Consider the following 25,512-nt stretch of genomic DNA (forward strand, 5'->3'; position numbering starts at 1 on the left):
GTTAGTTAAGCTGGTAACAGGAATTGAACCTGCAACCTACTGATTACAAGTCAGTTGCTCTGCCAATTGAGCTACACCAGCACTAATTTTGGTAACGGGGGCAGGAGTTGAACCTGCCGATGCTCTGATTATGCAGCCCCACGAGCCACCGTTGCTCCATCCCCGCATATTCACCAATACCCCTGACTGGATTTGAACTAGCAACTTCCAAATTTTAGGTTTGGCACCTCTTCCAATTGGGTTACAGGGGTAAGTTTTGGTGGGCGCTACAGGGGTCGAACCTGTGTCAGCCTGATTAAGAGTCAGGAGCATAACCGTTCTGCCAAACGCCCAAGAGTTGATGGGTCGCCCAGGGGTTGAACCTGGATAAGTCTGCTTAAAAGGCAGCTGCATATCCGCTCTGCCAACGACCCAAATTGGTACTCCCGACAGGAATTGAACCTGCAAAAATTCCGTTCCTCAAACGGAAGCGTTTACCAATTTCGCCACGGGAGTATGGTTGGGCAAATGCCCAGTACCCTTGGTGGGAGTTGAACCCACAAAATCTGGTTTCTAAGACCAGCACGTTTGCCAGTTTCGTCACAAGGGCAAATGGTCGGGATGGTAGGATTTGTAGCTTGCTTCCCGAAGGGTACGGATGACCTCCTGTTCTTCTTCTATCGGAGACGCTACGCGAACAGACAGGCGCTACTACCAACTGAGCTACTAGGGGGTAAGGCGAGAACGGAAGGACTTGAACCTTCACTTTTCAGTTTCGTAGACCGATGTGTTATCCAGTTACACCACGTTCTCATAAGGCGGAGAGAGAGGGAGTTGAACCCACAGTGGACTTACATCCACGACTGTTTAGCAAACAGCTTGCCCTGCCGATAGCAATCTCTCCAGAATGGGCCGAGCTGGAATTGAACCAGCAACACTCTTTCGCGGCGGTTTTACTAGACCGTTGCCCACACTAGTAGGCGAGCCGACCCATGAATTTGGTAGTGCAGACGGGACTTTAACCCGCTAATTACACGCTTTTTTGACGTGCCGCTCGGCCACTTCGTTTCTGCACCATGTATGCCATGTAAGTTGAAAAAGCTGTTGATTCACACACAGGAATTGAACCTGCATAGACTGTTTAAGAGACAGTTGCCTTACCATTAGGCGAGTATGTAAGCTTTTTCGATCGGGACACGGCAACGCCAAAGACTTGGATTTGAACCCTGACTAAAGGTTTTGGAGACTAGAAGTGCTGCCGTTACACCATCTGTGCATTGGTAGCAGTGATGGGGTTTGAACCCACATTGACCAAGTTATGAGCTTGGGGCTTTGCCATAAATCGCTACACTGCGACGTTTGGAAGCCTCGACGGGAGTTGCACCCGCTTCTCTCTGACTGAGAATCAGAACGACTTGTCTATTTGTCTACAAGGCTACACGGGGATGACGAGACTTGAACTCGCGGCTTCCTGTTCGACAGACAGGCACTCTTAACCAACTGAGCTACACCCCAAATGTGGCATCCTATTAAGTTTTCATGGTTCAGAAGTGTTTGCGCTATGCCTTTTTGAGAGGCTGTAGTGCTTTACTACATATATAATACATAATGTATTATAAGGTGTCAAGGGCATACTACAAACTTTTTCAAAGAACTGAGAGGGTAGCATTATGTAATCGCGGTATTGCCCTCTGTGACTAGGTTTGAAGTAAATTACTCGTTATCACTTAGGCGTTGTGTGTTCCAAAACTGTTCGGCAAATGCAACTGCTGGGTGAATTGGAGCTTTGGGCTTGCTTTTGAGTACCATTCCAGCTTCATGTAGTAAGCGTAGATGCGTTCGCGGAGCGTTGCCGAAGGCTAGCGGCTTGTCGTCAGACATCGCTCTTGATTGAATTACACTTCTCACACGCTGTTACAACCCAGCCAACTCTAGACGAACGTGCGAACATCTCCAGCTTGGTCATATCAGGACACAGCTTTTCTACAAGTTCAAAAAACTGTTCGGGCTTACGTGAATGCTCACGGCGGGGTAAGTGTAAAATGCTTGACTGGTTTGTGAGTGTCCGTCCAGCAAAAGCTTTCACATTTCCACGAACAGCCATTGCACAGTGTTCAGTCGAATTCCGCAACCAATGACCGACACCTAGATGTGTTTTAGTACCAGCTTTGGTGACTTTTTCCCAAGTCAAAATAGTCTTGAGTTCAAATCCCCATGTTTGCAAGCATTGAGCCGCTTCGATCATGTGGTTGTTCGTGAACCATAGCCAGAGGATACAGCCATTGCTCCCGCATAATTCGGGAATGGGCAGAGCCAGAATTTCCTCAGTCCGCATTGGTTGATAGGGGATGCGGTTGCGGTGAGTTTTGTCTTTAGAACGAAGTCTGTAGAACCAGGGAGGATCTATAACAATGCACTGGTACTGGCCTTGTAGAGTTGTGAGTCTCATGCTACCTCCTGTGGTCGTTGGACAATCGTTGCACTGATAGATTCAAAGTCAACCTGAAAGATATTTACCCCTCTTCTGTCACTCTCCGGGAAGGCGATCGCTATAAACCTTATGAGGCAATCAATACAAGCTATACTATTAGAAAAAAATCGGTCTTGTATTTGTTATTAGAAAATAATCGCGCGATCGCAGGCTATACAAAAGCTCTAGAATTCAGAAATGGCAAAAGTTTTCGGAGAGTGACAGAAGAGGGATAATCACATGAAGCCGCTTATACGGTGACTGTGGTTTAGTGGCAGCAGCCTTTTTGAGCTTGGGTCTTGTAATAGTTGCGGTCATTTTACAATCTCCTATTTATGTTGACGCACGGAAATTTCCCTCGCTGCGATTGCGGGGCTTAGTACTTGTATTTAGTTGTCTAAAGAATCACCAAAATACTGGAAGTTTATTGAGGTTGCCAGAATCGCAACTCTTCCCTGGAATAGCTTTGAGTCTTTTTCAACTCATTGCGCCAGTGATCCCAGGCGACAACTACTTTGCCCCCTTGCTCTTCTATAACTTCGCCCCTCTGCAAATACAGAGTCCGGTATGGGTCAGCATGAGCAACAATAGAACCAATGCCAATTGTCCGAGGTTCAGTGGATGAGTTTTTGAGAGTTTTAATTAACTCTGTTTCCTGGGTAGTAAGTTCTGCCCAGTAATCCGACTTAATTACCTCGTACTCTTGAGCCACTGCCCAAAACTCCTGCCAAGTACATCCAAGTTTTGCAAGTACCTGTCGAATATCGCTAACCGCTTGGGGCAACATTTCCAATTGTTTGGCTCGATATGCGATCGCAATTGGTGTAGGTTCACTACCTAAAATTAGGGCTGCTGCCTCCAATGCCTGAATATTGTTCATGGCACTGGCTAAGTTTTTCAAAGCCATGCCCATGAGCCGCAGACATTCTTGGGCATTTTCCTTTGGTGGTTCCTGGGCTAGCGATCACAAATCAATAGTTTTCTCTAACGCCTGTTTCACCTGCTTGTTCAAAGCTTTGGTCGCTTGCTGGGTCATGGTATTTCCCCACTGCTGAAGCGGATGCTGTTGTACGGTGCGTTCTAGTTCCTGAATGCGCTGCTGGAGTTGCTGATTCTCAATCTCCAGTTTCTGTAATCCTTCCATCTCCAAGAGGCGCTGCTGTAACTGAACATTTTCTTCTTTCTGTTGCTTGAATAGTTGTTGCAGAGATTGGATTTGTTCTTGTACCTGGGCTTCGGCTCTGGTTGTGGCTTCTGTTTGCAAACCAATCCTCAATTCCTGGGAAAGTCTCTCTAACTCTTGCTGGTGTTGTTCTTTGAGTGCTGCGATCGCTTCGGTGTATTCTGGTGGATAGTTCCGCTCTCTGGGTAATGGAACGCTTGGGGCATCCAAATCAGCATTGTTGATCAACAACCTCTCACCATCACCAAAGGTAACAATCTGTTGCCAGCGATTTGGTGCGTCTGCCTCAATCACTCCTGATTCGCCATAGCGAGGGTGCGAAATGGAAGAAACAGTCACAGAATTACACAATTGCGTTTGACTTTCTTGCTTCTTTGTGGCGCGTTTAGTTGTCGGTGCGACTTGTTGGACTGCTTTAGCGAAGTCGGACGCAGTAGGGAAGGGTTTTTCTTTGGCTGCGATCGCAACGGCTTCGTTCAGCTTTTCAGGAGTTTTGACTAGTCGGAGTAAGGATCGTGTCTGGGATGGTTTAGTGATCTTCTCTCTTAGTTCTTCTGGCAGAGTATCAACTACTTTCTTTGCAGAAAGCAAATCTCTAACTCGACGATAACCACCGTGTTTGGTTAACTCGTTCTCGCAATAATCCTCAAAACTGGCATAACCAGCATCAGAGTAATAGCCGTTATGCCGCATCACCCGTAGTTCTTCTATTGCCTGCCACTCGAATCGATTGATGGCAGTAAAGGTATCTTGGATGCTGGTATTGAGAATGTTGTAATCGAGTGCTGATGTTGTTTTGGAACGGTTTAGTGTCAGCATGATTTTACCTGTATGTGCTGTATACACACGGGAAATACTGGTTAATGCAAATGAGAACTGCTGTGTTCTCAGCAATCACTTTTTATTGCCTTTGGAAAAGCGTAATTATTTTTTGCCATAACCTCCTTAAAATAAGTTCACAAAACAATTTGACGGCTGGAATACTCATGCCGTCTATGAATTATTGTATAACTGAACTGGTTGATTGAACTCACAGTACAAAAACATCTTGCCACATGACAACTGAAAGTGCAAATATAAAAATAAAAAATACAAAGGAGGTAATTATGGTTCCCCTAGACTGGGTTGTTATGCTTGCGTGGAATAAAGAATGTGGAAACAGCCTAAGATTATTGCGTGGCAAGAAGTCTAGGCGTGAAATTGCAGATGCACTTTTGAGCCAAAAGGTCGAATGCTCTCAAGAATACATCAGAAAACTGGAAAATGGCGAAGCAGCTTCTGTTTCAACCAAAATTATTACAGCAATCGCCAAAACTCTTGGTGTAGAACTGATTGAGATTATGTCTGACTTACGTGTTGAAGTTTCCAAAAATATTTGTACTTCTAGTTAATTTTTGTACCCTGAGTTGTTACTGTAGAGATATGAAAACAAAAGACGACCGCCACAGCCTACGAAACTTGTGCGATCGCCCTTTGACCCTTTGCAGGAATCTATCTATATTATGACTCAATCAGTTTACACACAGCAAACGGCTTCTAGCTTCAACTACAACACACCAACAACAGTTACAGAAGTTCCCTTCAAAGATGAGCAAGCACTAGCCCAAGCAGAACTCGACAGCCACCTTGAATCCCAAGCTGAAGCTGTAGCCCCAACCCAAGACCCCCTGACATCTCGTGACCGTCGCATCATTAGCGAGATTATCGAAGTCCAACCCGAATCAGTCCGTACCATCTGGATAGAAGGCGGGATTACAGTATGGGTACAATTAGTCGGTGGCGGACGGCTACCCTTTGATCGCAACTGGTTCGCTACAAGAGTTGCAGAAGTAAAAGCGACTCTACCAGAAACACCACGGGAAAGGAACGAACGCCTGAGCGATGAATTAGAAGAAGCCTGCACTGTTTTTGGTCTGTACCACGGTGAGATTAACTGGTTATCTTTCAGCACTAAACTTTACCAAGACGGGCGTTTTGTCGGCTTCGTCGGGTGCAATCAAGAAAGCTGGTACGCAAGACCAAGACAGTACGGGGTGAATCGGGTTGCTAGCAGTGCAAAAGATGTGATTGCGTCGTTGGGAGTCAGAACGGCAGTCGCGGCGTAAGTTGCTGAAGTGAGAAAGGCGATTGCACACCAAGCAACTGCAATCGCCACCTATATGCAATTACAAATAATCATTACACATAGTCCAGCAAGTAACATCACACTTTCAGATCCGGGTTTCTATGACTGCCAAGAGAATTTTGTGCTACCTCCAGCAGATGCACGCTACAGAGGTGTAAGAAATTCCTCGTTCTGGAAGTGAGAAAAGGCGATTGCTCCTCATTGAGATGGTTGATACTACCGACGAGAATTGAGAACCAAGACCGCACCATAGAAACAACTGCAATTGTCTCTCTGCTCTTAACTGGCTTTTCAGGAGTTGGAGCAATGGGGTGCTCTTGTATGGAGATTATCGAGACAAATGCTAACCCTAACATAATCATCTCTGGTTGGCAGCAGCAGAAAAATATTTGCTTGGGTGCAATGCTGGTAAGTTTTTCTGCTTTCTTAGGGAGTTCTTTAGTCGCAGCAAGTTTCAGTATTCACCGGGACAAATTTTAACCAGCAGATTTCAACAGGAACAAAACATGAAACTATTAATAATAGATACGGAAACTACCGCAGACATCGAAAATACCCCTTGCGAAATCTCCGCCACTCTCTATGAAGTTGGGGATTACTTAGGAGCGATCGCAGGTATTGCATCAAGGACAATCACCTATTCCATCCCAAGACCTTCATTCACTGTTCAATAGCTTTAAAATCTGTAGCGCCTATCCAGCATAGCTTAGAGCTTTTCTTAGTGCCATTCGGTTCCGAATCTTTGGCCAGGCGCAACTGTCGTTATGGACAATTTCAGTTCTCATAAAGTTACTGGTATCCGTGAAGCGATTGAGGCTGTTGGCGCTAAGTTAGTTTATTTATCTCCTTATTCTCCAGATTACTCACCAATTGAAAATTGCTGGTCGAAAGTGAAGGAGTTTTTACGTTCCCAAGCAGCTAGAACATATCAAGAATTAGATCAAGCCATCTCAAATGCCCTAGATGCAGTCACTCAACAAGACATTATTGGATGGTTCACTCACTGCTGTTACTATATTTCACCCAACTGAGAACCGCTATAAAAGGAAACATTACATCAACAAAATAATACTTGTTCAACAAACTAAAAATAAATAGGATGGAATGAAGACAGCATTATCAGCTAACTAGACAAGGAGATAGGTATGACTGAAGTCATAAAGTCATACCTATCTCCTTGTCATGCTCATTCATAACGGGCAGAATTGACTGCTGCCAGGCCGTCAATTAACAGTCAATTTGACAACAATTTATGCAGGGAGGTGTCCTCTATAAGTAACAACACAGGAGGGCTGGCTCGTCTTGTGAACACTCTAGTTGCTAGTCTGAATGGCCAGTTACGACAGATTCTACTTTGATAAGTCTCATACAGCCAAATAGTTTTGCATTACTTAGAAGAAATACTTGGAGGAGTAAGTAGATCGATCTCTCAAACCCTGACACTCTCCCACCTAATTTGCGCGCTGCTATAACCTACCAGAACCTTGCAACTGGGCAGGTACTTTTTCACCAAAGAGACCAGGCACTAGCTGTCTTCGCTGCTAATATTGGTCGGCTTAGGCTTGTTCGTTACACCAGAGAAGGAGAAATAGTTGTCTTTCAGGTGGTGCGAGCGGGTGAAAGCTTTGCCGAGTCAGACCTGTTTTCTGAAGTCTACAGTTGCGATGCTATAGCCGAGATGCCATCGCGTGTAATTGTGTATCCCAAGCAGCTCTTACTCACAGTGCTTCGCGACCACCCAGACTTGACCTTTGACTTGATGGAGCGGCTTGCCAGAAAAAGTCAGTTGCTTAAAGTTCGCCTGGAACTGCGCAGCATTCGCTCTGCTCGCGAACGCGTGCTGCAATACCTGCTCGTTACCGCGCCGCTTGGCGAAACAACTGTGAACTTTGACCAACCGCTCAAGAACGTTGCTAGCGAAATAGGTTTGAGTCCTGAAGTTTTGTATCGAACGCTGACCAAACTAGAAAACGAAGGTACTATCACCCGTGCCAGAGGACAAATTACTCTTTGTACGCCAGCCACATGATTCAAATCATATGCAACAGGCAAAAATGCTTGTATATATTAACCAAGCTGCACTCTCAGGTTTCGTGTCAACACAGCCATGTCGGCCCTTAACCCCAAGAGGGATTCAGTCATCGAAAAGAAAATGTAAGGAGTGAAGGCAAAGATTTAGTCTTAAATAAGTACTTTAGTAGTTAAGGTGGAAGGTGTCACTATGACAAAGTTTGCAGGCAAGGTGGCGATCGTAACGGGTGCCGGATCAGGCATTGGCAAAGCGACAGCAGGTCGCTTCTCTCGCTACGGTGCTAGGATGTTTGCTTGAGATGTTGTTCATGTAAGAATAAGCACGCTGGTTGTCTAACTGGTCTACACGGGGTTCCCGTGAAAGTTATGCCCAAGTCTGAAGCAACAGACTGCAAGGAAATATCGCTGCCGTTGGGTGGGGAGCCTGGAAATCCAAATCTAAGGCTGTATAAGCCTGAATATGGACGGTAGGAGCAGTAATGTTCTTAAGAATCTGCCTCCATACCCTAAGGGTTGGTGGTAGAGCTTCAATTAATTAGGAGATAGTCATGAGTCAGCAGGACAACATTGCCACATCCCAGCGACTCGGGGAGGCCGTCAATAACGGGAATCTCAATGTATTCCACGAACTGTGGGCACCTAATGTTATCGATCACGACCCAGCACCCGATCAGGGTCCGGGTCCAGAGGGCTTTATCCAATTCTTTCAAGCGTTCCGTACTGCGTTCCCGGATCTAAATGTAACCGTGGATCACATGGTTACTGATGAAGAAAATGTGGCGATCGCCTACACTGTCACCGGTACGCACCAGGGCGACTTCCTTGGGGTCCCAGCAACAGGACGGCGAGTCAGTGCCCGTGGCGTGCAGATATCCCGCTTCCAGAACGGTCAGGTTGTCGAGCGGTGGGGCAGCTCCGACCAGCTCGGTATTCTGCAGCAGATTGGCGTGGACCCGACTGCCATTAGTAGGTGAAGAGCGGAATCAAGCCCGAAGCGTAGTCATGTCGCGAGATGAGACAGTGCAAAGTTTAGAGAAGTAGCCTCAAACGCATAATGGCGATACTTCATTGGCAAGACGCAATTACATGGATCGCCTGCTCTAAGCTACGGCGATCTAACAATCCGCTTGCACAGCGACCATATTGAGATAGTTAATTGAGTACGAGAGGTTGTGTACAGTGACTTTTTATTTGTCGCAGTGCCAAATTAATGTCATCGAGGGTGTGAAGCTTGAACTCAAAGAGCGTTAAGCGTAAGAACTAGCACAAAGAACTTGCAAACTATATCATCACAAATTGTTGCAAGCCTAAAGTGAGTAAAGCTTAACTTGATGACACCAATTTGTCTCAACGCCATTTAATTTGTCACTGTACAACTATCACCCGTGCCAGAGGACAAATTACTCTCCGTATGCCAGTCACATGATTCAAATCATATGCAACAGGCTCAAGTTCTTGTATATCTTAATCAAGGCTGAATGAGGTTTCTTAACATTAATGACGAAAAAATGCTACACGCACTTATTGAATTGCTGGGGAGTGGCTCGACGGCTCCGATATCCGAGACTCAAGCAACTCAGTGACCTACGAAGTCATCAGCACCTATGCGAACGGTGATCTAGAAAAAGGCGACTATCGCGGCAGCAAAGCACACCTTTCGCGTAGAATAGCGCACCCATTTGCATCCGGGTCTCCATCGCGTCCAAGACTACCTGATCTTACACTTTAGGGAATCAGTAGACCTATTGCCTAAACGTTTCTTCGCAATCAGAATTGCCTGATTTGTATAGTCTTTTAGACACTTTCATCTTTTAAGAAATGGTCTTATTTCGTATTTGTACAAGAGGTCAAGTCACCAAGAGGAAAAGTAAGGAGCAGCTACTATGACAGCAACGACAGACAAGAAAGACTCAGCAATGAGCATTGACCCGCAGAAGCCAGCATTAAACTGGATTAATGGCAAGTGGGTTGATTCAAAGAAGCATACCAATAGCATAAACCCAGCGACGGGTGAGGTCATTGGCATTTACGCGGATGGCGGGCGCGAAGAGGCGGTTCAAGCGACCAATGCGGCGGTGCAGGCTTTTCGGAAATTAGACTGGAAAGACAATCGCGCTCTGCGTGCGCGAGTTTTGAATCAGATAGCAGACCGCTTTGAAGCACGGCGAGAGGATCTGATCGGGATTCTCTCACTCGAAAACGGCAAAGTTTATGCCGAAGCAGCGTTTGAAGTTGACATAATTTCCTGCAAGTTTCGCTACTGGGCATCTGTGGTACTCCAATTGCACTCAAAAAAATAATTGGCGACCTCTGCGTGCTGCACAAAGCTTTAAAGACGAAAGAAAGGAGTATCAAATGACAGAAAAAGTAAGCAGGAGCGCGATCGTCACGGGTGGATCTGGGGATATCGGTCGCAACGCGCAGCAAGTCGCGGTGCCGCTCCGACCAGTCGCTCAGGGCTGCTTCGACACGTCAGATGCCGCGCTGGTCAAGCGTGTCCCCGGCTTCGAGAGCCGATTCGCGGACGTAAACGGTGTCAGGCTGCACTACGTCATCGGTGGTAGCGGCGCTCCGCTCATGCTAATCCCGGGCCACCCGGAAACCTGGTGGGGCTACCGGAAGATTATGCCCGTCCTGGCACGCAGCTTCAAGGTAGTGGTCGTTGACATCCGTGGCATGGGCAGCTCGGAGGCCCCTGCGAGCGGGTATGACAAGAAGACGATGGCCGAGGACATCTTTCATCTGACCCGCCAACTGGGGTTCCAGAAAGTCAATATGGTCGGTCACGACATCGGAGCGATGGTCGCGTTCAGCTTCGCCGCCAACCACCCCGAAGCGACGACAAAGCTCGCGCTGCTCGACGTACCCCATCCCGACGAGAGTTGGTACGACTTCAGAATGCTTCCGCGAGAGGGACAGTTCGGTGACAAGATCGATGCCGAGCACCCGCCATATCCGTGGTGGTTCGCATTCCACCAGGTTCGAGGACTCGATGAGAAGCTGCTCGCTGGCAACGGCATGCGCGAATACATCGCTTGGCTGTTCAACTACATGCTCGAGGACAATTCCAAGATCGAACCGATTGATCTCGCAGTTTACGGGGATGCCTACTCTAATCCGAACGGTATCCGAGCAGGCCACGCTTGGTATCAGGACTGGCCCAGGGACATCAACGACCAGAAGTCCTACTCGAAGCTGACGATGCCTGTGCTGGGATTGGGTGCCGAGTTTACCGGTTATAACTGGCTCCAGATCGTGCGGAAGTGCGCCACCAACTTCACGCTCGTGAAGGTTGAGCGGAGCGGCCACTTCATCGTCATGGAGCAACCCGAGTTTGTGACTCAGCAGTTGGTCAAGTTCTTCGATACAGGAACGGACGCGGTGGGACGGATCGCAGGAGAGCGCCTCCTCTAAGCTATCGTGACGTTGAGAAGATGCTCTATTGGGGTATCTTTGTCACCTATGAAGCAATTCGCTTTGAACCTAGCAGTTATAGATTAAGGGCAATCCAGATGAGTACTAGACAGATTGCGCTTGTTGTAGGTTCGACAGGCATTGTCGGCAAAAACCTTGCCAACCACCTGACCAGGACGAGCGATTGGACGGTATACGGGTTAGCCCGTAACCCATCGATGGAGCAAAGAATCCTTCCCGTTGCGGTCAACCTGCTCGAGCTCGACAAACTGAAGGAAGCGCTGGCAAAAATCGATGTGACGCACGTTTTTTTCTGTACTTGGTCCCGCCAAGCGACTGAGCAAGAGAACTGCGATGTCAACGGTGCGATGCTTCGTAACCTGCTAGACGCGCTAGATGCGGCACCAAGGCTGACTCACGTTGCGCTGGCAACTGGCACAAAAAATTATCTAGGCTCGTTCGATGCCTTTGGACAAACTAGTTTAGACACGCCGTTCCGGGAGGAACAACCCCGCGTCCCCGGTTTAAACTTTTACTACGTACAGGAAGACATTCTGTTCCAGAAAGCCGTACAGCGAGGCTTCTCGTGGAGTGTTCACAGACCATCAACGATGATTGGTCACGCACTCGGCAACGCGATGAACATGGGCGTTACACTCTCCGTGTACGCGACTATCTGCCGCGAAACCGGACACCCCTTTGTTTTCCCCGGTTCACCTCAGCAGTATAACGGCTTGGTCGATGTCACCGACGCACGTCTACTCGCACGACATATCGAGTGGGCTGCAACTACGCCAAGAGCTGCCAACCAGGCTTTTAACATCGTCAATGGGGATGTCTTCCGCTGGCGCTGGCTGTGGCCACAACTGGTAGCATTCTTTGGGATCGAGTCTGCCCCGTACCCTGGGTACGCAACTCCTTTGGCTGAGCGGATGCGAGACGCTGGATCAGTGTGGGAGAGGATCGTTGCTAAACACAGTCTCAAACCGTATGCGCTGACCGAACTTGCTTCTTGGTGGCATACTGATGCAGATTTGGGTCGGGAAATTGAATGTCTCAGCGATATGTCAAAGAGCCGGGAGCTGGGATTTCTCGATTATCAACAAACACTGCAGTCCTTCCTCGATCTCTTCGAAAGATTGCGCCGCGAGAATATTATTCCTTGAAAGCAGTGCCAACTACAACAAAATTATGTACTACATTTTTGTCGTTACCTTCACCCATCAATACATACAAACTATATAATCTGGATTGATTGCAGTACTTAAGTTTGAGCATTTTCAACTCAGCTTATAATTTTCAAGGATATCTTGTCCTAAGTGATTTTCAAGCATGTCATATGTACTGTGGTCAAAACATGGTTGAAATTACACTAATCGAACAAGAGTACGTTGAGCTTCGACTCTAAGTAGAAACTTAGTTATGAAAAAAAGTAAGGAGCGGCTACTATGGCAGTAACGACAGATAAAAAATCCTCAGCACCAAACATTGAACTAGGAACACCTGCACTGAACTGGATTGACGGCGAGTGGATTGATTCAAAAAAGCATACTGATAGCATTGATCCAGCTACAGGCAAGGTGATTGGAACTTATGCAGATGGTGGGCGTGACGAGGCAGTTCAGGGGATTAATGCTGCGGTGCGGGCGTTTCGAGAGTTAGACTGGAAGGAAAATCGGGCACTTCGTGCGCGAGTGCTGAATCAAATTGCCGATCGCTTTGAAGCCAGGAGAGATGACCTGATCGCTATTCTCTCGCTCGAAAACGGTAAAGTCCATGACGAAGCAGCATTTGAAGTTGATCTGATTCCCAGCAAATTTCGATACTGGGCATCTGTTGTGCTAACGAATTATGGACGGGCGATGGAAGTCCAACCTGGTCATCTTTCGGTCGTGACTCGATCTCCGATCGGAGTTGCTGGAATCGTCGCACCGTTTAACTCGCCGCTTGTCCTGACTGTGCGATCTCTGGCACCTGCTCTTGCTGCTGGTGTTACAACTGTTATTAAATTGCCGGGTAATACAGCACAGATCAACTATCTGTTTAGTAAAACCCTTGCTGAAGCTGCGGATTTACCGAAGGGCGTGATTAATGTCTTTAGTGAAAGCAGAGGCAGAGGCGGATCATCTTTTCTGATGGAGTCAAAGGATGTTCGAGTGATTAGCTTTACGGGAAGCACAAAGACCGGAAAAGCAATTTCTGCAACCGGGGCGGCGACGCTCAAGCTATTTCAAACTGAACTCGGTGGTAAGACCCCGACGATCATCTTTGATGATGCTGATCTTGAAGCGGCTGCACCCAAAGTTGAGAAGGCACTCACAACCTTCGCGGGTCAGTTCTGTATGACGGGTTCTCGCCTGCTAGTGCAGCGTGCTGTTGCCGATCGATTTCGGACGCTAATCAAACAGCGACTAGAGAACGTCAAAACAGGACCTGCATCTGATCTATCTAGCGATATGGGACCTCTGATCGATAAGTCGAATGTCTCCCGTGTTGACAAGATGGTAGAGGAAGCGATCGCAGCGGGTGCAAAGGTGCTTGTTCGCGGAGGTCCAATTACTGAAGGTCCACTAGCTAGGGGCGCATTTTATCGTCCGACCCTGCTGGAAGTGAGCGATCCGAAAATGACGATTGTCCAGGAAGAAGTCTTCGGTCCAGTTCTTACCATGCAGATCTTCGATACTGAGGCAGAAGCGGTGCAGTTGGCGAACGATAGCGAGTATGGCTTGGCTGCAAGCATTTGGACTCGCGATGTTGACCGTCCATTACGCGTCGCTCGCGAGGTCGATGCAGGCACGATCTGGATTAACGATTGGGCGGTCGTTTGGGACGAGTTTGAAGAAGGCGGATTCAAGAGTAGCGGCAACGGCAGATTGAATGGTCTGACAGCGATTGATGAATTCCTAGAGTACAAACACATTGCCTTCAACTCAGGCACGCTCTCCGGTACTGGCGTTTCTGTTGAATAGTCGAGCTTGAAATCGGCTCATCTCCTCGGATACGCGAATGATCTGACGGCGGTAGCGAAGAAGGAATATAAGCACGTCGCGTGCTAGAGCGATTGGCTAAGCCACAGGCTAGACCGTTACCACCGTCACGATCAAAGACTAGAGCACTCTTACCATATCACCATGAAAATCGATCTTTCAGGAAAGACTGCGATTGTCACTGGCTCGACTAGCGGCATCGGATTTGCCATCGCACAAGGACTTGCCGAAGCAGGGGCCACCGTAGTGATCAATGGGCGCAATCCTAATCAGACCGACGGCACGGTAGCGCGACTGTCTGGAAATGTCCGGGGTGCCGTTGCCGATCTCGGTACGGCGGAAGGGTGTGCGGCGCTTGTCGCCGCCGAACCCTCAGCCGATATCTTCATCAACTGCCTCGGCGTGTACAAACCAGCCGACTTCTTCGAGAGCGATGACGCTCTTTGGCAGCTGCATTGGGAAATCAACGTTATGGCTGCGGTGCGCCTCGCGCGGGCATACTTGCCAGGCATGAAGCAAGCTGGCTGGGGTCGGTTTGTCATCCTGGGGTCGTCGGCGGCGTTTAACGTTCCTGCAGAAATGATCCACTACGGCGTTAGTAAGACTGCTGATGTAGCGCTGGCGCGTGGTCTTGCGAAACGGATGGCGGGCACTGGCGTCACCGTGAACTCTGTGCTTCCTGGGCCGACTCTCTCTGAGGGATTGAAAACGATGCTAGAAAAATCCGCCGCAGGTTCCAACAAGCCGTTTGAGGAAGTGGCTACCGACTTTGTGAAGCAGCGTGAGCCGAGTTCAATTATTCGCCGCATCGCCTCGGTCGAAGAGGTGGCGAACATCGTGGTCTATCTCGCCTCTGACCAAGCTTCCGCAACCACTGGTGCGGCTCTGCGCGTTGATGGCGGAGCGATCGACACCTTGATGTAACTCATCGGGCACTGACCCGTTGAAGAACCCTTACCCTCACAAACCAATTAAAAAGGAACACACCCATGTCAAACATTAACGTTGAAATCGTGCAGGAACTCCTCAAAGGTGCCACCAAACCCGAGGTTGTCAATCGGCTCGTTTCCCCCGATGCCACCTACGTATCGCTCACCTTTGATAATCCCGACCTGAAAAAGCTCATGCCTTGGGCGGGCACGCATAAAAATGGGGGTCCAGCCAGCGTCCTCAAAGTTTTCCAAGAACTCAACACCTTTTGGATGATCGAAGACTTAGAGGTGCATCATGCCTTTGGCGAAGGCGAGAACGTAGCGCTCTTCGGCACCTTCACCACCCACTCGGTGAAACTCGATAAAAAGTTTACCTCTCCCTTTGTCTTCTTTGCGAAGGTCAATAATGGCTTGGTCACTTACATGCAGTACCTGGAGGACACCTTTGGCACAGGTTCTACCTTCCGCTCAGGTGGTACCTGGAAGTTCCAGAGTAATCCCGCAGGTGGGGAGGTCGAGGTCTAAGGAAACTTTGCAACGCTAAGCCAAGACCTTCATTGAGAAGATGATGCTCTATTGGGGTATCTTTATCACCTATGAAGCAATTCGCTTTAGACCTAGCAGTTATAGATTAAGGGTAATCCAGATGAGTATTAGACAGATTGCGCTTGTTGTAAATTCGACAGGCATTATCGGCAAAAACCTTGCCAACCATCTAACCAGGACGAGCGATTGGACGGTGTACGGGTTAGCCCGTAACCCACCGATGGAGCAAAGAATCCTTCCCGTTGCGGTCAACCTGCTCGAACGCGACAAACTCAAGGAAGCGCTGGCAAATCAACCTTACGTGAACGTTAGCACCATCATAAACTAACAGGAGGAAGCGATGCGGACGAAATTATGTATGTTGGCACTGATGTTTGGAACGCTGACAGTCACGACATCGGTTGATGCCCAGCAAGAGCAAGAGCGTTCGATCACCACGCCGCCAGCGGTCTCCAAGGCCGCACTAGAACGCGTCAGGACGCAGAAGCGGGGTCAGTACGCCGTGCCGGCCGACTTCACGAGCGGCTTCGTGGACGCGGACGGAACACGTCTTCACTACGTAGCGGGCGGCAGGGGGAGTCCCATCGTCTTCGTCCACGGCTTCGGGTCTACGTGGAAGATGTGGGAGCCCGCCATGAAGGAGTTCGCCTCACGGCACCGAGTGATCGCGATCGACATGCCGGGTCTGGGGCAGTCGGGTCCGTCCAGCAAGGGCTACAGCTCCGAAGAGGTATCGTCAGTGCTGCTCGCAGGCATCAAGAAGCTTACGACCGAGCCGATTATCTATGTATGCCACGACCTCTGCATATCGGCTTCATACCCGCTGGTCGCTCGCAACCAAGGCTTCATTCGTAAGGTCTCTTTCATGGACTCGCCCATTCCCGACCGGGCGATGTTCACCTATTCCGGTCTGACCGCCAACGGACCCGGCCTCGGCTGGCATTTCGGCTTCTTCGCTTTCGGCGACATCGCGGAGAGGCTCATCGCCAACGACCCGAAGCTGTTCTTCAATTACTTCATTAACGACTATGCCGGAAAGAAGGAGGTGTTCACGGACGAGTTAATGGATGAGCTGATCGAGCCATACTCCCGCTTGCCAAACCTCCATGCGGCATTCAGCGGCTACTACGCGGCCCACCCGCAGGACGTAACGCAAAACGAAGCTCTCCTTCGCGCAGGCAAGTTGCTCAACATTCCGACCCTGATCGTCAGCGGGTCCAAAGGCGTTAACGATGTCCTGCCGAAACAAGTGGAAGCCCGCTTCATTAAAGACAAGTCTCTCCTGCACACCAAGATTCTCGAGAGCTGCGGCCACTGGTTGCTTGAAGAGTGCAGCGCCCAAGTCAACGCGGAACTTCGGCCGTTCCTCGACAGGTGATTGGTAAGTCGGACGAACTAACGCTCGCCCACAGGTGTAATTCTGTCTGCTCATCGGCGCCGACTTCTTCGAGAGTGATGACGCTCTTTGGGAGATGCACTGGGAAATCAACGTTATGGCTGCGGTGCGCCTCGCACGAGCATACTTGCCAGGCATGAAGCAAGCTGGCTGGGGTCGATTTATCATCTTGGGGTCGACGGCGGCGTTCAATGTTCCTCCAGAAATGATCCACTACGGTGTTAGTAAAACTGCCGATGTTCGGAGCGAGTCCTGTTTTCCGCAGACTACCCTTACGAGCAGATGGACATGGCGGGGCGCTGGTTTGACGATATGCAGCTTGACAACGCTACGAAACTGAAGGTCGGTCGTGAAAACGCGAATAAGCTGTTCTCTTTGAACCTGAGTCCGCTTCCCGAACGAGTGGCTGCTGACTTCGGCTCCTGATCGTCAAGCTTAGCTAATCGCAACGTAGCTGTCGCAAATCACCGATCAAGAAACAGCCAGCAGAATACTATAGAACTCTAAGAGGAACATCATGCAAGCAATTCGCGTTCATCAATATGGCGAGTCAGATGTGCTGCAAGTAGAAACGGTTGCACAGCCCGAACCTCAACCGAATGAAGTCCTGCTCCGAGTTCAAGCCGCCGGGGTCAATCCATTCGATTGGAAAATCCGATCAGGCTCCGTGAAGGAGTTTTTGCCGATGCCACTGCCATATACGCCCGGTATGGATGTTGCGGACACTGTGGAAGCGATCGGCACGAATGTCAAAGCGTTTCAAGTCGGTCAATCTGTGTATGGCGAACTCAAGATGGGAGCGTATGCTGAGTTCGCGACCGCTTCACCCGACACGATCGCGCTCAAACCTGAAACGCTCGATTTTGTACAGGCGGCATCAGTGCCAATGGTCGCCATGACTGCGTATCAAGCCCTGTTTGATCATGCAGATTTCAAACCAGGTCAGACCGTTTTGATTCATGCGGCATTGGGTGGAGTCGGTATGTTCGCTGTGCAGTTTGCCAAGTGGAAAGGGGCGCACGTGATCGGCACAGCCTCAGCCGCGAATGTAGATTTTGTGCGATCGCTCGGTGCGGATCAAGTAATTGACTATCACGCCACCCCGTTTGAACAAGCGGCGCAGAATGTGGATGTCGTTCTGGATCTGTTAGGTGGCGACACTCAAGCGCGGTCTTATGCAGTGCTAAAGCCGGGTGGCATTCTCGTTTCAACCGCTGCTCCCGCTGACACTCAAAAAGCTCAAAAACAAGGTGTTCGCGCCGAGATGATGATTATGGAACCCTCTGCCTCGCTGTTGGAGCAGATTGCAAATTTATTCGATTCCGGGCAGGTAAAGACCGATATCGCTCAGATCTTTCCCCTGTCTCAAGCCCGTCAGGCTCAGGAACTCAGTCAGAAGGGGCATGTTCGGGGCAAAATCGTGCTGCAAATGAGTGCTTAAGGAAGCGCGTTGAGTCGGGTTTCGTTGCCCAAAGGATAAGTCGTCGTAATTGTCCCATTCACTGAAAAAATTATACAGCTTGTATGCTTCAGCCAAAAAACCAACAAACCTCGCAGAGCGTGCCGCCACAGGTAGCAATAATGCAAATGGCTACTGGCTATTGGGTTTCGCAATCACTCTATGCCGCAGCTAAACTTGGGATCGCTGACTTATTGAAAGATGGTTCCAAGAGTTACGATGAACTAGCAACAGCAACAGCCGTAAAAGCACGGCCCCTTTATCGGCTGCTGCGTGGTCTAGCAAGTGTGGGGGTATTCAGTGAGACAGAGCCGGGTTATTTCACCCTCACGCCTCTGGCAGCTTGTTTGCAGACTGATATTACCGGCTCGATGCGCGCTGTAGTGACTATACTCGGTGAGGAGGAATACCAAGCTTGGGGAGATATTCTTTACAGCCTGCGGACTGGAGGTAGCGCTTTTGAGCATATATATAAAATGCCGCTGTTCCAGTATCATGCCCAAAAACCCGAACAAGGAAAGACTTTTAACGAGGCGATGACGAATTATTCGTCAACCGAAGACTTCGAGATTGTTACAAGCTATGATTTCTCAGGAATACACAAGCTGGTTGACATTGGCGGTGGGCAAGGGAGTCTGATTGCCTCTATCCTCAAAGCCAACCCAACGATGCAAGGCATTCTCTTCGATCTACCGAATGTCATTGTTGGTGCGAAGAATTTCATCGACGCGGAGGGAGTCGAGAACCGCTGCTCCCTTATAGCGGGAGATTTCTTTGATTCTGTGCCAAGTGCTGGCGATGCCTATATGCTCAAGCACATCGTCCACAATTGGGAAGATGAAAGTGCGCGAGCTATTCTCAAGAACTGTCACCGTGCCATGGTAGAAAATGACAAGCTTTTGGTGATTGAAGAGGTTATTCCGCCAGGCAATGAATCCTCTTTTAGCAAGCTTTTTGACCTGACGATGATGGTACTGTTTCCAGGAGCCAGTGAACGGACAGAGGTTGAGTATCGATCACTGTTTGAGGCTTGCGGCTTCCATTTAAACAAAATCTACCCCACACGAGCAGGTATAAGCGTAATTGAGGGCATACGAGTTTAGTCGGTTGAGCACTGCATAACCGAAGGAACTGATTGCTGCCGTTCACGACAATCTTCAGAACCCCGGTCTCGATCAAAATCGCAAAATTTACCAGAATCAGTCATGAGTCAATCGAATTCGCCTAATGCTGCCGAAGAAGCAGCAACCGAGACTATCTTAGACATTGATCTTAACCGTCAAGCCCAGAATGGACCAGACCTACGAAACGACCATGCTAAGAGCCACGGGTTAGTTTGGGGGAATTTAGCGTTGAGGACAACATTCCTGAATTGCTGAAGGTTGGTGTCTTTGCTCAGTCCAAGACTTATCCAGTTTGGGTGCGATTCTCTAGTGCTGCTCCCGTACAGAAGCGCGGCAAGCTCTCCTCAGACCTTGAACCTGATGCACGCGGGATGACGATCAAACTCTTGCAGGTGCAGGGTGAAACAGTGTTGGACATTGAGCAGGAAACCCAAGACTTTCTGCTAGTCAACCATCCGGTTTTCATAGTGCGAGATCCTCAAGGCTTTGCCACCCTGACGAAAGCAGGCATCGGTCAAGCAACCGAAGAAGAATTGCGATCGCTAGAACCTACATTCAAAATTCTCAAAGCAATTACGAGCAAACAGGTTACTAATCCACTGCTCATTCAATACTGGAGCATGACCCCTTATCAGCTTGGCACTCAGATGATCAAGTTTTCTGTAAAACCTCATGCCTCAGATACGCCCGGTTCAACTCCCACTTCAGAAAACTATCTACGTGAGGCAGCGGTTCAATATTTGTCGGAAGACAACAACGATGCCGTTTTTGATTTCTTGGTGCAACTCTACGTTGATGATGAAAAAACTCCGATCTAAAATCCAATGCAAGAGTGGAAAGAGCAAGACTCACCCTTTATCAAACTGGCAACTCTAAAAATTCCAGCTCAGAAATTTGACTTCGAGGAGCGGAAGCGGCTAGATGAGGGACTGTCGTTTATGCCTTGGCATACGCTTCCTGAACATGAACCTCTGGGTAGTGTCAACCTGGCTCGAAAGAAAATCTATCAGGAGATCGCAAAAGCACGCCGGAATTATATCCACCGTCGAGTCGAAGAGCCACAACTACCAGGGTAAGCTCATCTAATTTGGTATAATAGCAACTTGACAAAAGAACAAAGATAAGCAACCGAAACCAAATAAAAAATGCACTTGACATCAGAGCATGACCGAAATCAAGGTAAATCCGCATTGCACGTAATTAGTGCCTGGGCAAGTGAACAAAATTTGGTCTTGGCACAGATGAAAGTGGAAGATAAATCTAATCAGATTACAGCAATTCCGGCATTATTAGAGTTACTGGATATCACAGGCTCTATCATCACTATTGATGCAATGGGAACTCAAACCGAGATTGCCAACAAGATTATCCACAAAAAAGCAGATTATGTTCTGGCACTCAAGGCAAATCATCCGACTCTCTACCATCAAGTAGAACAATGGTTTGAAACAGCAGCTGCACAGGATTTTCAAGGCATTGATGTCAGTTACGACCACCGCATTGAAAAAGGACATCACCGCACGGAAATTCGTCAAGCTTGGTCTGTGCCAGTTTCTGCTCTTGGTGAAATTTACCAACCCAAAATCTGGGCTGGACTCCAAAGCATTGTTATGGTTGTTCCGGAGCGTCGTCTTTGGAACAAAACTACTCGTGAGATTCAATTTTATCTGGCTTCTTTACACAGCGATGCTCAACTTTTAGGCCGAGCTATCCGCAAACATTGGGGTATTGAAAACCAAGCTCACTGAACTCTGGATTGTACTTTTGCTGAGGATTCTTGTCGCATTCGCTCTTTTCACAGTCCCCGGAATTTTGCTCTTTTACGACGCATTGCTCTCAATGCTCTCAATCGTGAACAAACTTATAAACGTAGTCTCCGACAAAAAATGAAACGGACTGGTATGGATAACGATTATATGATTCGAGTTCTCAGTTCTTGTTTCATTGACTCTACATTAGATTCTTCTCAGCCCTTATGTCAAGCCTAGTTGAGATGCTCTTACCCTGTCGTTAATATCTCTTACCAATCACTCTTGAAGAGGGTGTGTGCGATCATTGCTGCCAAGATGAAGGAATCGCTGTTGTTGAAAGCACTTCCCCCGTTGTTAATCTGATCGCAGTCTGCTCACAATTAGGACATTGGACTTTCACCTGGATCAGTGAAGGACGGTCAAAGTATTCTCCCATCACAGGCTCTACAGTATATTCGCGCTCTTATTCCCTGTTGGCAGTGGTAGCACTCGAATATGACACGCCCCACTGAGAAGTTACAATCCAAAAACTGGATATGTTGACAGCGTTTTTGCGGTAACTCTTGTTCATCATCTCCCTTTGTCAATTGGCCCTGCTGCTTGGACTGTTGCGGTGATTTGGATTTTCTCTTGTCAGGAGAGGTACGTTCTGCTTTACTTTTCTCTAAATGTTGCGGTTTTTCAGCAGCGTTCGGCTTTGACCTTAAAGGAGGTATCACCTCTGCTTGGGCTGGCTGCTCAACTGACGGCAGATCATCACTGGGAGTAATGTCAGGCTCAGAGGTTGGCTGCTGTTTCTCTACTGGTTTATAAGCAACTTGGTCAAGAAGAAGGGCTTTGGTCGTTGGGTTTTGACTCTTGCTTAGGTGGCTTGGGCGATCGCTCGGTAGACTTCATTAGGTCAATACCAGCAGGTTGGCATGGAATAATTGCTAAATCAGCAGTTAAAACCAATGCTCTGGTTGTTTCAGAGAGGGCGGCAGGCCCATCAGCAATAACCCATGTATATAATTCATTCAGCTTAGGTAACTCATCCAATAGTGCATCGGGCACTTGAATAATCTGGCAAGGAATAACCTGTTCTAATCGTTTTAGCCACTTAGAAGATGAACATTGAGCATCAGCATCTACAAGTAGCACAGATTTACCTTGTTTTTGTAGCCATCGCGCAAGATGCACAGAAATTGTTGACTTACCTGCTCCTCCTTTTTGGTTTATAACTGCGATGATCGACATAAGTAGAATCATTTAAGGGTTTGAAACTCAAGCACAGTCAGAACTCAAGGCTTGGATATCTCCAATTTTGACGGAACAACACAGTCTCGATCCTTGCCCAACTTTCTCACGCCATCCACTCAGTCCATTCCGTGACATCTGTCACCAGTTGAGCAAACTTTGACGGGTCGATGTCCTCAAACTCCAGCATCACACAGAGTAACCAATCGATCCCCAAAGTACTTGCCCAACAAAAGTAGCTCCTTTTGGTAAAGGAACGATAGAAGCGCCAAATAAACAAGTTCCAGTCTCATCAACGATAATATCATCTTCTTGGAGAAAATGAGCAAATCTGTGCCAAAAATGCTGCTGCGTAATCGCTGCCGAAGAGCCGCCTTCGATTGGCTCTATAAAACCAGCATCTAAATTCTCTGTTGCTGATTTGAAGTAAAGCGTTTGAGGATCACGGTGCTGCAACCGTTGGCTTAAAGCAGAAAGCACATCTGCCATAGCGACATTGTTGTATAAAGCATGTTTAACTTTTACGTACTGCCCATGCACTTCAATAGTTTGGCTGGGATCAAGTTTGGCAGAAAACTTGCCTGTGTTGAAATCAGTCATCAAAGCACCGATAGTTAAAACACAATCTGCCTGCTCAATTTCAAGCCGGAATTGAGGTCATGGTGAATAGAAAAAACGTGGAATAACTGTTTATTATACTGTCATGGTACTGTGTATCAGTGATTGAAACTGTTGTTAACTGGCGAAGATAAGCTGTCATGAAATGCAATTCTTACAGTTGAGTTTAAAAACAGAGCATAACCCGCATTTCTCACAAGCAGTGCGATCGCTATTACCCAAACCTTTATCGAGCTTAGACTTTGAGCATTTTAGATATTGCACGAATTACAGCAGTATGTGAACGGCGTATTTTATCTCAAGTCTAAGTGACATAAACGTTTTGGGCTGTCGTTTAAATCTTTGTGAGAAATCCGGGCATAACTATAGACGTTTATCTAAAAAGCAATGCGATTTTATATCTGGGATTTTGATGATTCTCAAGTACCTTCGTGCTACTTCTCCTACAACCAAGGGAGATAACAGTCTAGAAATTGACCTAAACCGCCACCTTCGTTACGCACACCACAGACGTATACCCGCTATCATTATTAACCCAAACCTGCCAGTGGCTCTGACTTTTCACGGGAAGTCTTCAAGCCCCGAAAAAACGTGACTTTTTCCACAGCCTAATTGTCAATAGCTTTAAGTTAATGAAAATAGCTAACGGAAAAATCAGGGCTTGGAAAACCCTCAAAATGGCCTTTTCCACATGCCGTGAAAAGTCAGGCCAGTGGCCCAGGTATCCGTGACAAAACGGCTCCCCAAGAGCCATGCCAGCAGCCTCGGGAGAGCTGTGCAGACTAGATTTGAGATTCGATTAATGCTGGTTCAGCAACAATCCTTCATCAGTATCCAAGGCTGCGAGGGGATTTTCTATGTCTATCGATGAAACCTGTGCTTCTAGCTTGTCACAACTTGAGCGCACTAAACGCAAACCGGCATCTAATGAAAGTTGAGCAGTTGTTGGGGTAAACTCTTGCAAGATGCTGGCTTCTATCGTCTGATACCGATCGAGGTTTCTGCTGAGTTTTGTTAGAAAATTTGCTCCTTCGCCACCAACAGCGCTGGCAAACTGCAAAATGGAATCGACATAAGCTCTAACTTTGAGGTTTTTAACTCCCTCTGTAGCTGAGGTTAAGAGCAATTCACCATTAAGATATTCAAAATCCGGTACATAAAGGTGGTTGCCTACTAATTCAAATATCTGCATTCCTTTAGCTGGTCTAACTGTTAAATTCTCTTGTCTAACTCGCTTGGCTGCATTCTCTAGTAGTGTAATTACAGTTAAAATTACAGATGGATAGTTACTATCTATACATCTTATTTCCACAGTGCCGAGTTTGTTGAGTCTAACTGGATTCCAAGCTGATTTGAGTAAGCTCCCTCCTACTTCTAATAACAGGTTCGGTTCAATTGAGGCTTTTTCCATTGCTTGTAACCAAGCATAGTAACGAGCAAATTGCTGTTCAACTAAACCTTCTACACTTTCGGCATAAGGCATAAGGGAGCCAACAGGCTGTAAATGAGTGTAAACCCCTTCCCAGCCAAAGATTTCGCTACCTCGATAACGAACTGTGTGTGCGGCTAAACCAATCGCTTGTCCCTCATAAAAGGGACACGCCCGCGTCAGGGAAATCAGTGCAGAGTCACAAGCTGTAGCTAAATTAAAGATATTTAATAGTTCTTCTCGCTGTGCCAATGTTGAGTTGTAGGATACTGCAACACGAGGGTCAATTACCCCAGGTGGAACTTCTAAATGCAGATGTGTACCTGTACATTTTCCGGCATGTAAAAATTGTTCATAGCCTACAGTCCGCGCCTGGACATGGTAATTAGGGTGATCCCGCATAACTGGCATAGTATGCAAAGGATAGCTAGATAGAGGATAAAGGCGTAAACCAATCTGTTGCGCTGCACAGAGTGCTAATTTGAGATTTGTAAGATAAACTCTTCCTAGTTCTTTGGCAGTGTCAGCAGGAGGTGTGTTAATTTCTACCATGCTTTTGACGAACTCTGCCACAAAGTAATTTGGGTTTAAACCTTGTGCTTGAGCCATTAATTGGCAACTTGTTAAAAACTCATCCGCGCGATCGCTCAAGTTACCAGCTTCATCTACCAGAAAAAATTCTTGCTCCAGACCGATCCGACGCTTGACTATCGCCATCTAGACCTCCACAAGGGTAATCTCGCCACAGTCTTAATATATGTAGCTTAAAGGATAAAGTTACCCGAAGACAAAACCTATTTGAGTCAATTGACTTGGAAAATCGTAGTATCAG

The 25,512-nt window shown here is 47.8% G+C and carries 27 protein-coding genes, 13 tRNA genes and 4 pseudogenes; 24 read left to right on the forward strand and 20 right to left on the reverse strand.

The genetic code is table 11. The annotated features are described in order from the left end of the window. Positions 1–8 precede the first annotated feature (8 nt). From ACFE90_RS01585 to ACFE90_RS01655, 15 genes and pseudogenes are all read right to left on the reverse strand, one after another. A tRNA-Thr gene (locus ACFE90_RS01585) sits at positions 9–81 on the reverse strand. A gap of 96 nt (positions 82–177) precedes the next feature. Then, a tRNA-Leu gene (locus ACFE90_RS01590) sits at positions 178–251 on the reverse strand. Positions 252–257: 6 nt separating this feature from the next. After that, positions 258–332: transfer RNA gene (locus ACFE90_RS01595), tRNA-Lys, on the reverse strand. Positions 333–341: 9 nt separating this feature from the next. After that, positions 342–413: transfer RNA gene (locus ACFE90_RS01600), tRNA-Lys, on the reverse strand. A gap of 4 nt (positions 414–417) precedes the next feature. After that, positions 418–495: transfer RNA gene (locus ACFE90_RS01605), tRNA-Leu, on the reverse strand. A 20-nt stretch (positions 496–515) separates the two neighbouring features. Further along, a tRNA-Leu gene (locus ACFE90_RS01610) sits at positions 516–589 on the reverse strand. A gap of 129 nt (positions 590–718) precedes the next feature. Next, positions 719–792 (reverse strand) — tRNA-Arg (locus ACFE90_RS01615). Positions 793–798: 6 nt separating this feature from the next. Next, positions 799–883 (reverse strand) — tRNA-Ser (locus ACFE90_RS01620). A gap of 4 nt (positions 884–887) precedes the next feature. Next, a tRNA-OTHER gene (locus ACFE90_RS01625) sits at positions 888–971 on the reverse strand. A 118-nt stretch (positions 972–1,089) separates the two neighbouring features. Next, positions 1,090–1,157, reverse strand: a tRNA-Lys gene (locus ACFE90_RS01630). 100 nt (positions 1,158–1,257) lie between these two features. Further along, positions 1,258–1,334: transfer RNA gene (locus tag ACFE90_RS01635), tRNA-Ile, on the reverse strand. Positions 1,335–1,339: 5 nt separating this feature from the next. Continuing rightward, a tRNA-Glu gene (locus ACFE90_RS01640) sits at positions 1,340–1,416 on the reverse strand. Positions 1,417–1,419: 3 nt separating this feature from the next. Beyond that, positions 1,420–1,493, reverse strand: a tRNA-Asp gene (locus tag ACFE90_RS01645). Between the two features lie 199 nt (positions 1,494–1,692). Then, positions 1,693–1,900, reverse strand: a pseudogene (locus ACFE90_RS01650) (hypothetical protein); the annotation flags it as partial. 57 nt (positions 1,901–1,957) lie between these two features. Further along, positions 1,958–2,428, reverse strand: a pseudogene (locus tag ACFE90_RS01655) (MT-A70 family methyltransferase); the annotation flags it as partial. Positions 2,429–2,445: 17 nt separating this feature from the next. Here ACFE90_RS01655 and ACFE90_RS01660 point away from each other — a divergent pair. Beyond that, complete coding sequence (locus tag ACFE90_RS01660) at positions 2,446–2,685, forward strand: hypothetical protein (protein ID WP_375497131.1); 240 nt, start codon at positions 2,446–2,448, stop codon at positions 2,683–2,685. A 188-nt stretch (positions 2,686–2,873) separates the two neighbouring features. On the opposite strand, the gene ACFE90_RS01665 is transcribed toward ACFE90_RS01660, so the two are convergent. After that, entirely contained in the window at positions 2,874–3,356 is a 483-nt protein-coding gene (locus ACFE90_RS01665) for a hypothetical protein (protein WP_375497133.1), read from the reverse strand. 57 nt (positions 3,357–3,413) lie between these two features. Continuing rightward, positions 3,414–4,451 carry a hypothetical protein gene (locus tag ACFE90_RS01670; RefSeq protein WP_375497135.1) on the reverse strand — a complete coding sequence of 346 codons (1,038 nt, stop codon included), beginning with the start codon at positions 4,449–4,451 and terminating at the stop codon, positions 3,414–3,416. A 236-nt stretch (positions 4,452–4,687) separates the two neighbouring features. Between ACFE90_RS01670 and ACFE90_RS01675 the strand changes: the two genes are divergently transcribed. From ACFE90_RS01675 to ACFE90_RS01785, 23 genes and pseudogenes are all read left to right on the forward strand, one after another. Further along, positions 4,688–5,023 (forward strand): helix-turn-helix domain-containing protein, encoded by a 336-nt coding sequence (locus ACFE90_RS01675; protein ID WP_375497137.1) that lies wholly within the window; start codon positions 4,688–4,690, stop codon positions 5,021–5,023. A 111-nt stretch (positions 5,024–5,134) separates the two neighbouring features. Continuing rightward, positions 5,135–5,737, forward strand: a complete 603-nt coding sequence (locus tag ACFE90_RS01680) for a hypothetical protein (RefSeq protein ID WP_375497139.1) — start codon at positions 5,135–5,137, stop codon at positions 5,735–5,737. A gap of 341 nt (positions 5,738–6,078) precedes the next feature. Then, entirely contained in the window at positions 6,079–6,237 is a 159-nt protein-coding gene (locus tag ACFE90_RS01685; protein WP_375497141.1) for a hypothetical protein, read from the forward strand. 26 nt (positions 6,238–6,263) lie between these two features. Continuing rightward, positions 6,264–6,431 (forward strand): hypothetical protein, encoded by a 168-nt coding sequence (locus ACFE90_RS01690; protein ID WP_375497143.1) that lies wholly within the window; start codon positions 6,264–6,266, stop codon positions 6,429–6,431. An 87-nt stretch (positions 6,432–6,518) separates the two neighbouring features. Then, a pseudogene (locus ACFE90_RS01695) lies at positions 6,519–6,788 on the forward strand (transposase); the annotation flags it as partial. 425 nt (positions 6,789–7,213) lie between these two features. Then, positions 7,214–7,786: a Crp/Fnr family transcriptional regulator gene (locus ACFE90_RS01700; protein ID WP_375497145.1), complete on the forward strand. Its 573-nt coding sequence runs from the start codon at positions 7,214–7,216 to the stop codon at positions 7,784–7,786. A gap of 192 nt (positions 7,787–7,978) precedes the next feature. Continuing rightward, the gene (locus ACFE90_RS01705; RefSeq protein WP_375497147.1) at positions 7,979–8,086 is read left to right on the forward strand and encodes an SDR family NAD(P)-dependent oxidoreductase; all 108 of its coding nucleotides are present in this window, start codon (positions 7,979–7,981) and stop codon (positions 8,084–8,086) included. 250 nt (positions 8,087–8,336) lie between these two features. After that, a complete protein-coding gene (locus ACFE90_RS01710) occupies positions 8,337–8,762 on the forward strand; it encodes an ester cyclase (protein WP_375497149.1) in 426 nt (141 codons plus the stop codon). Between the two features lie 909 nt (positions 8,763–9,671). Further along, complete coding sequence (locus tag ACFE90_RS01715; protein ID WP_375497151.1) at positions 9,672–10,088, forward strand: aldehyde dehydrogenase family protein; 417 nt, start codon at positions 9,672–9,674, stop codon at positions 10,086–10,088. A 55-nt stretch (positions 10,089–10,143) separates the two neighbouring features. Continuing rightward, positions 10,144–11,202, forward strand: coding sequence for an alpha/beta fold hydrolase (locus tag ACFE90_RS01720; protein ID WP_375497153.1), 1,059 nt, complete (start codon positions 10,144–10,146; stop codon positions 11,200–11,202). 98 nt (positions 11,203–11,300) lie between these two features. Then, positions 11,301–12,368, forward strand: a complete 1,068-nt coding sequence (locus ACFE90_RS01725) for an SDR family oxidoreductase (protein WP_375497155.1) — start codon at positions 11,301–11,303, stop codon at positions 12,366–12,368. Between the two features lie 282 nt (positions 12,369–12,650). Further along, positions 12,651–14,171 (forward strand): aldehyde dehydrogenase family protein, encoded by a 1,521-nt coding sequence (locus tag ACFE90_RS01730; RefSeq protein ID WP_375497157.1) that lies wholly within the window; start codon positions 12,651–12,653, stop codon positions 14,169–14,171. Positions 14,172–14,333: 162 nt separating this feature from the next. After that, a complete protein-coding gene (locus tag ACFE90_RS01735) occupies positions 14,334–15,113 on the forward strand; it encodes an SDR family NAD(P)-dependent oxidoreductase (protein WP_375497159.1) in 780 nt (259 codons plus the stop codon). A 65-nt stretch (positions 15,114–15,178) separates the two neighbouring features. After that, entirely contained in the window at positions 15,179–15,646 is a 468-nt protein-coding gene (locus tag ACFE90_RS01740) for a nuclear transport factor 2 family protein (RefSeq protein WP_375497161.1), read from the forward strand. A gap of 121 nt (positions 15,647–15,767) precedes the next feature. Further along, positions 15,768–15,995, forward strand: a complete 228-nt coding sequence (locus ACFE90_RS01745) for a hypothetical protein (RefSeq protein ID WP_375497163.1) — start codon at positions 15,768–15,770, stop codon at positions 15,993–15,995. Positions 15,996–16,025: 30 nt separating this feature from the next. After that, entirely contained in the window at positions 16,026–17,045 is a 1,020-nt protein-coding gene (locus ACFE90_RS01750) for an alpha/beta fold hydrolase (RefSeq protein ID WP_375497165.1), read from the forward strand. A 52-nt stretch (positions 17,046–17,097) separates the two neighbouring features. Continuing rightward, complete coding sequence (locus tag ACFE90_RS01755) at positions 17,098–17,403, forward strand: SDR family NAD(P)-dependent oxidoreductase (protein ID WP_375497243.1); 306 nt, start codon at positions 17,098–17,100, stop codon at positions 17,401–17,403. A gap of 177 nt (positions 17,404–17,580) precedes the next feature. Further along, on the forward strand, positions 17,581–18,504 hold the full coding sequence (locus ACFE90_RS01760) for an NADP-dependent oxidoreductase (RefSeq protein WP_375497167.1): 924 nt from the start codon (positions 17,581–17,583) through the stop codon (positions 18,502–18,504). Between the two features lie 83 nt (positions 18,505–18,587). After that, positions 18,588–19,625, forward strand: coding sequence for a methyltransferase (locus ACFE90_RS01765; RefSeq protein WP_375497169.1), 1,038 nt, complete (start codon positions 18,588–18,590; stop codon positions 19,623–19,625). Between the two features lie 102 nt (positions 19,626–19,727). After that, entirely contained in the window at positions 19,728–19,901 is a 174-nt protein-coding gene (locus ACFE90_RS01770) for a hypothetical protein (RefSeq protein WP_375497171.1), read from the forward strand. Beyond that, the gene (locus ACFE90_RS01775) at positions 19,859–20,464 is read left to right on the forward strand and encodes a catalase (protein ID WP_375497173.1); all 606 of its coding nucleotides are present in this window, start codon (positions 19,859–19,861) and stop codon (positions 20,462–20,464) included. Before ACFE90_RS01770 ends, ACFE90_RS01775 begins: the two co-directional genes overlap by 43 nt. Positions 20,465–20,470: 6 nt before the next feature. Next, positions 20,471–20,722: a hypothetical protein gene (locus ACFE90_RS01780; protein ID WP_375497175.1), complete on the forward strand. Its 252-nt coding sequence runs from the start codon at positions 20,471–20,473 to the stop codon at positions 20,720–20,722. 75 nt (positions 20,723–20,797) lie between these two features. Beyond that, positions 20,798–21,634 (forward strand): annotated as a pseudogene (locus tag ACFE90_RS01785) (ISAs1 family transposase); the annotation flags it as partial. 585 nt (positions 21,635–22,219) lie between these two features. Here the strand turns inward: ACFE90_RS01785 and ACFE90_RS01790 are convergent. The 3 genes from ACFE90_RS01790 to ACFE90_RS01800 all read right to left on the reverse strand — a co-directional run bounded on the left by ACFE90_RS01790 (position 22,220) and on the right by ACFE90_RS01800 (position 25,397). Then, complete coding sequence (locus ACFE90_RS01790; RefSeq protein WP_375497177.1) at positions 22,220–22,633, reverse strand: AAA family ATPase; 414 nt, start codon at positions 22,631–22,633, stop codon at positions 22,220–22,222. Between the two features lie 189 nt (positions 22,634–22,822). Then, on the reverse strand, positions 22,823–23,233 hold the full coding sequence (locus tag ACFE90_RS01795; protein ID WP_375497179.1) for a hypothetical protein: 411 nt from the start codon (positions 23,231–23,233) through the stop codon (positions 22,823–22,825). An 817-nt stretch (positions 23,234–24,050) separates the two neighbouring features. Further along, positions 24,051–25,397, reverse strand: a complete 1,347-nt coding sequence (locus tag ACFE90_RS01800; protein ID WP_375497181.1) for a glutamate-cysteine ligase family protein — start codon at positions 25,395–25,397, stop codon at positions 24,051–24,053. Positions 25,398–25,512: the final 115 nt, after the last annotated feature.

It is taken from the genome of uncultured Nostoc sp., from assembly GCF_964245445.1.
In the GTDB taxonomy this organism is placed as follows: domain Bacteria; phylum Cyanobacteriota; class Cyanobacteriia; order Cyanobacteriales; family Nostocaceae; genus Nostoc.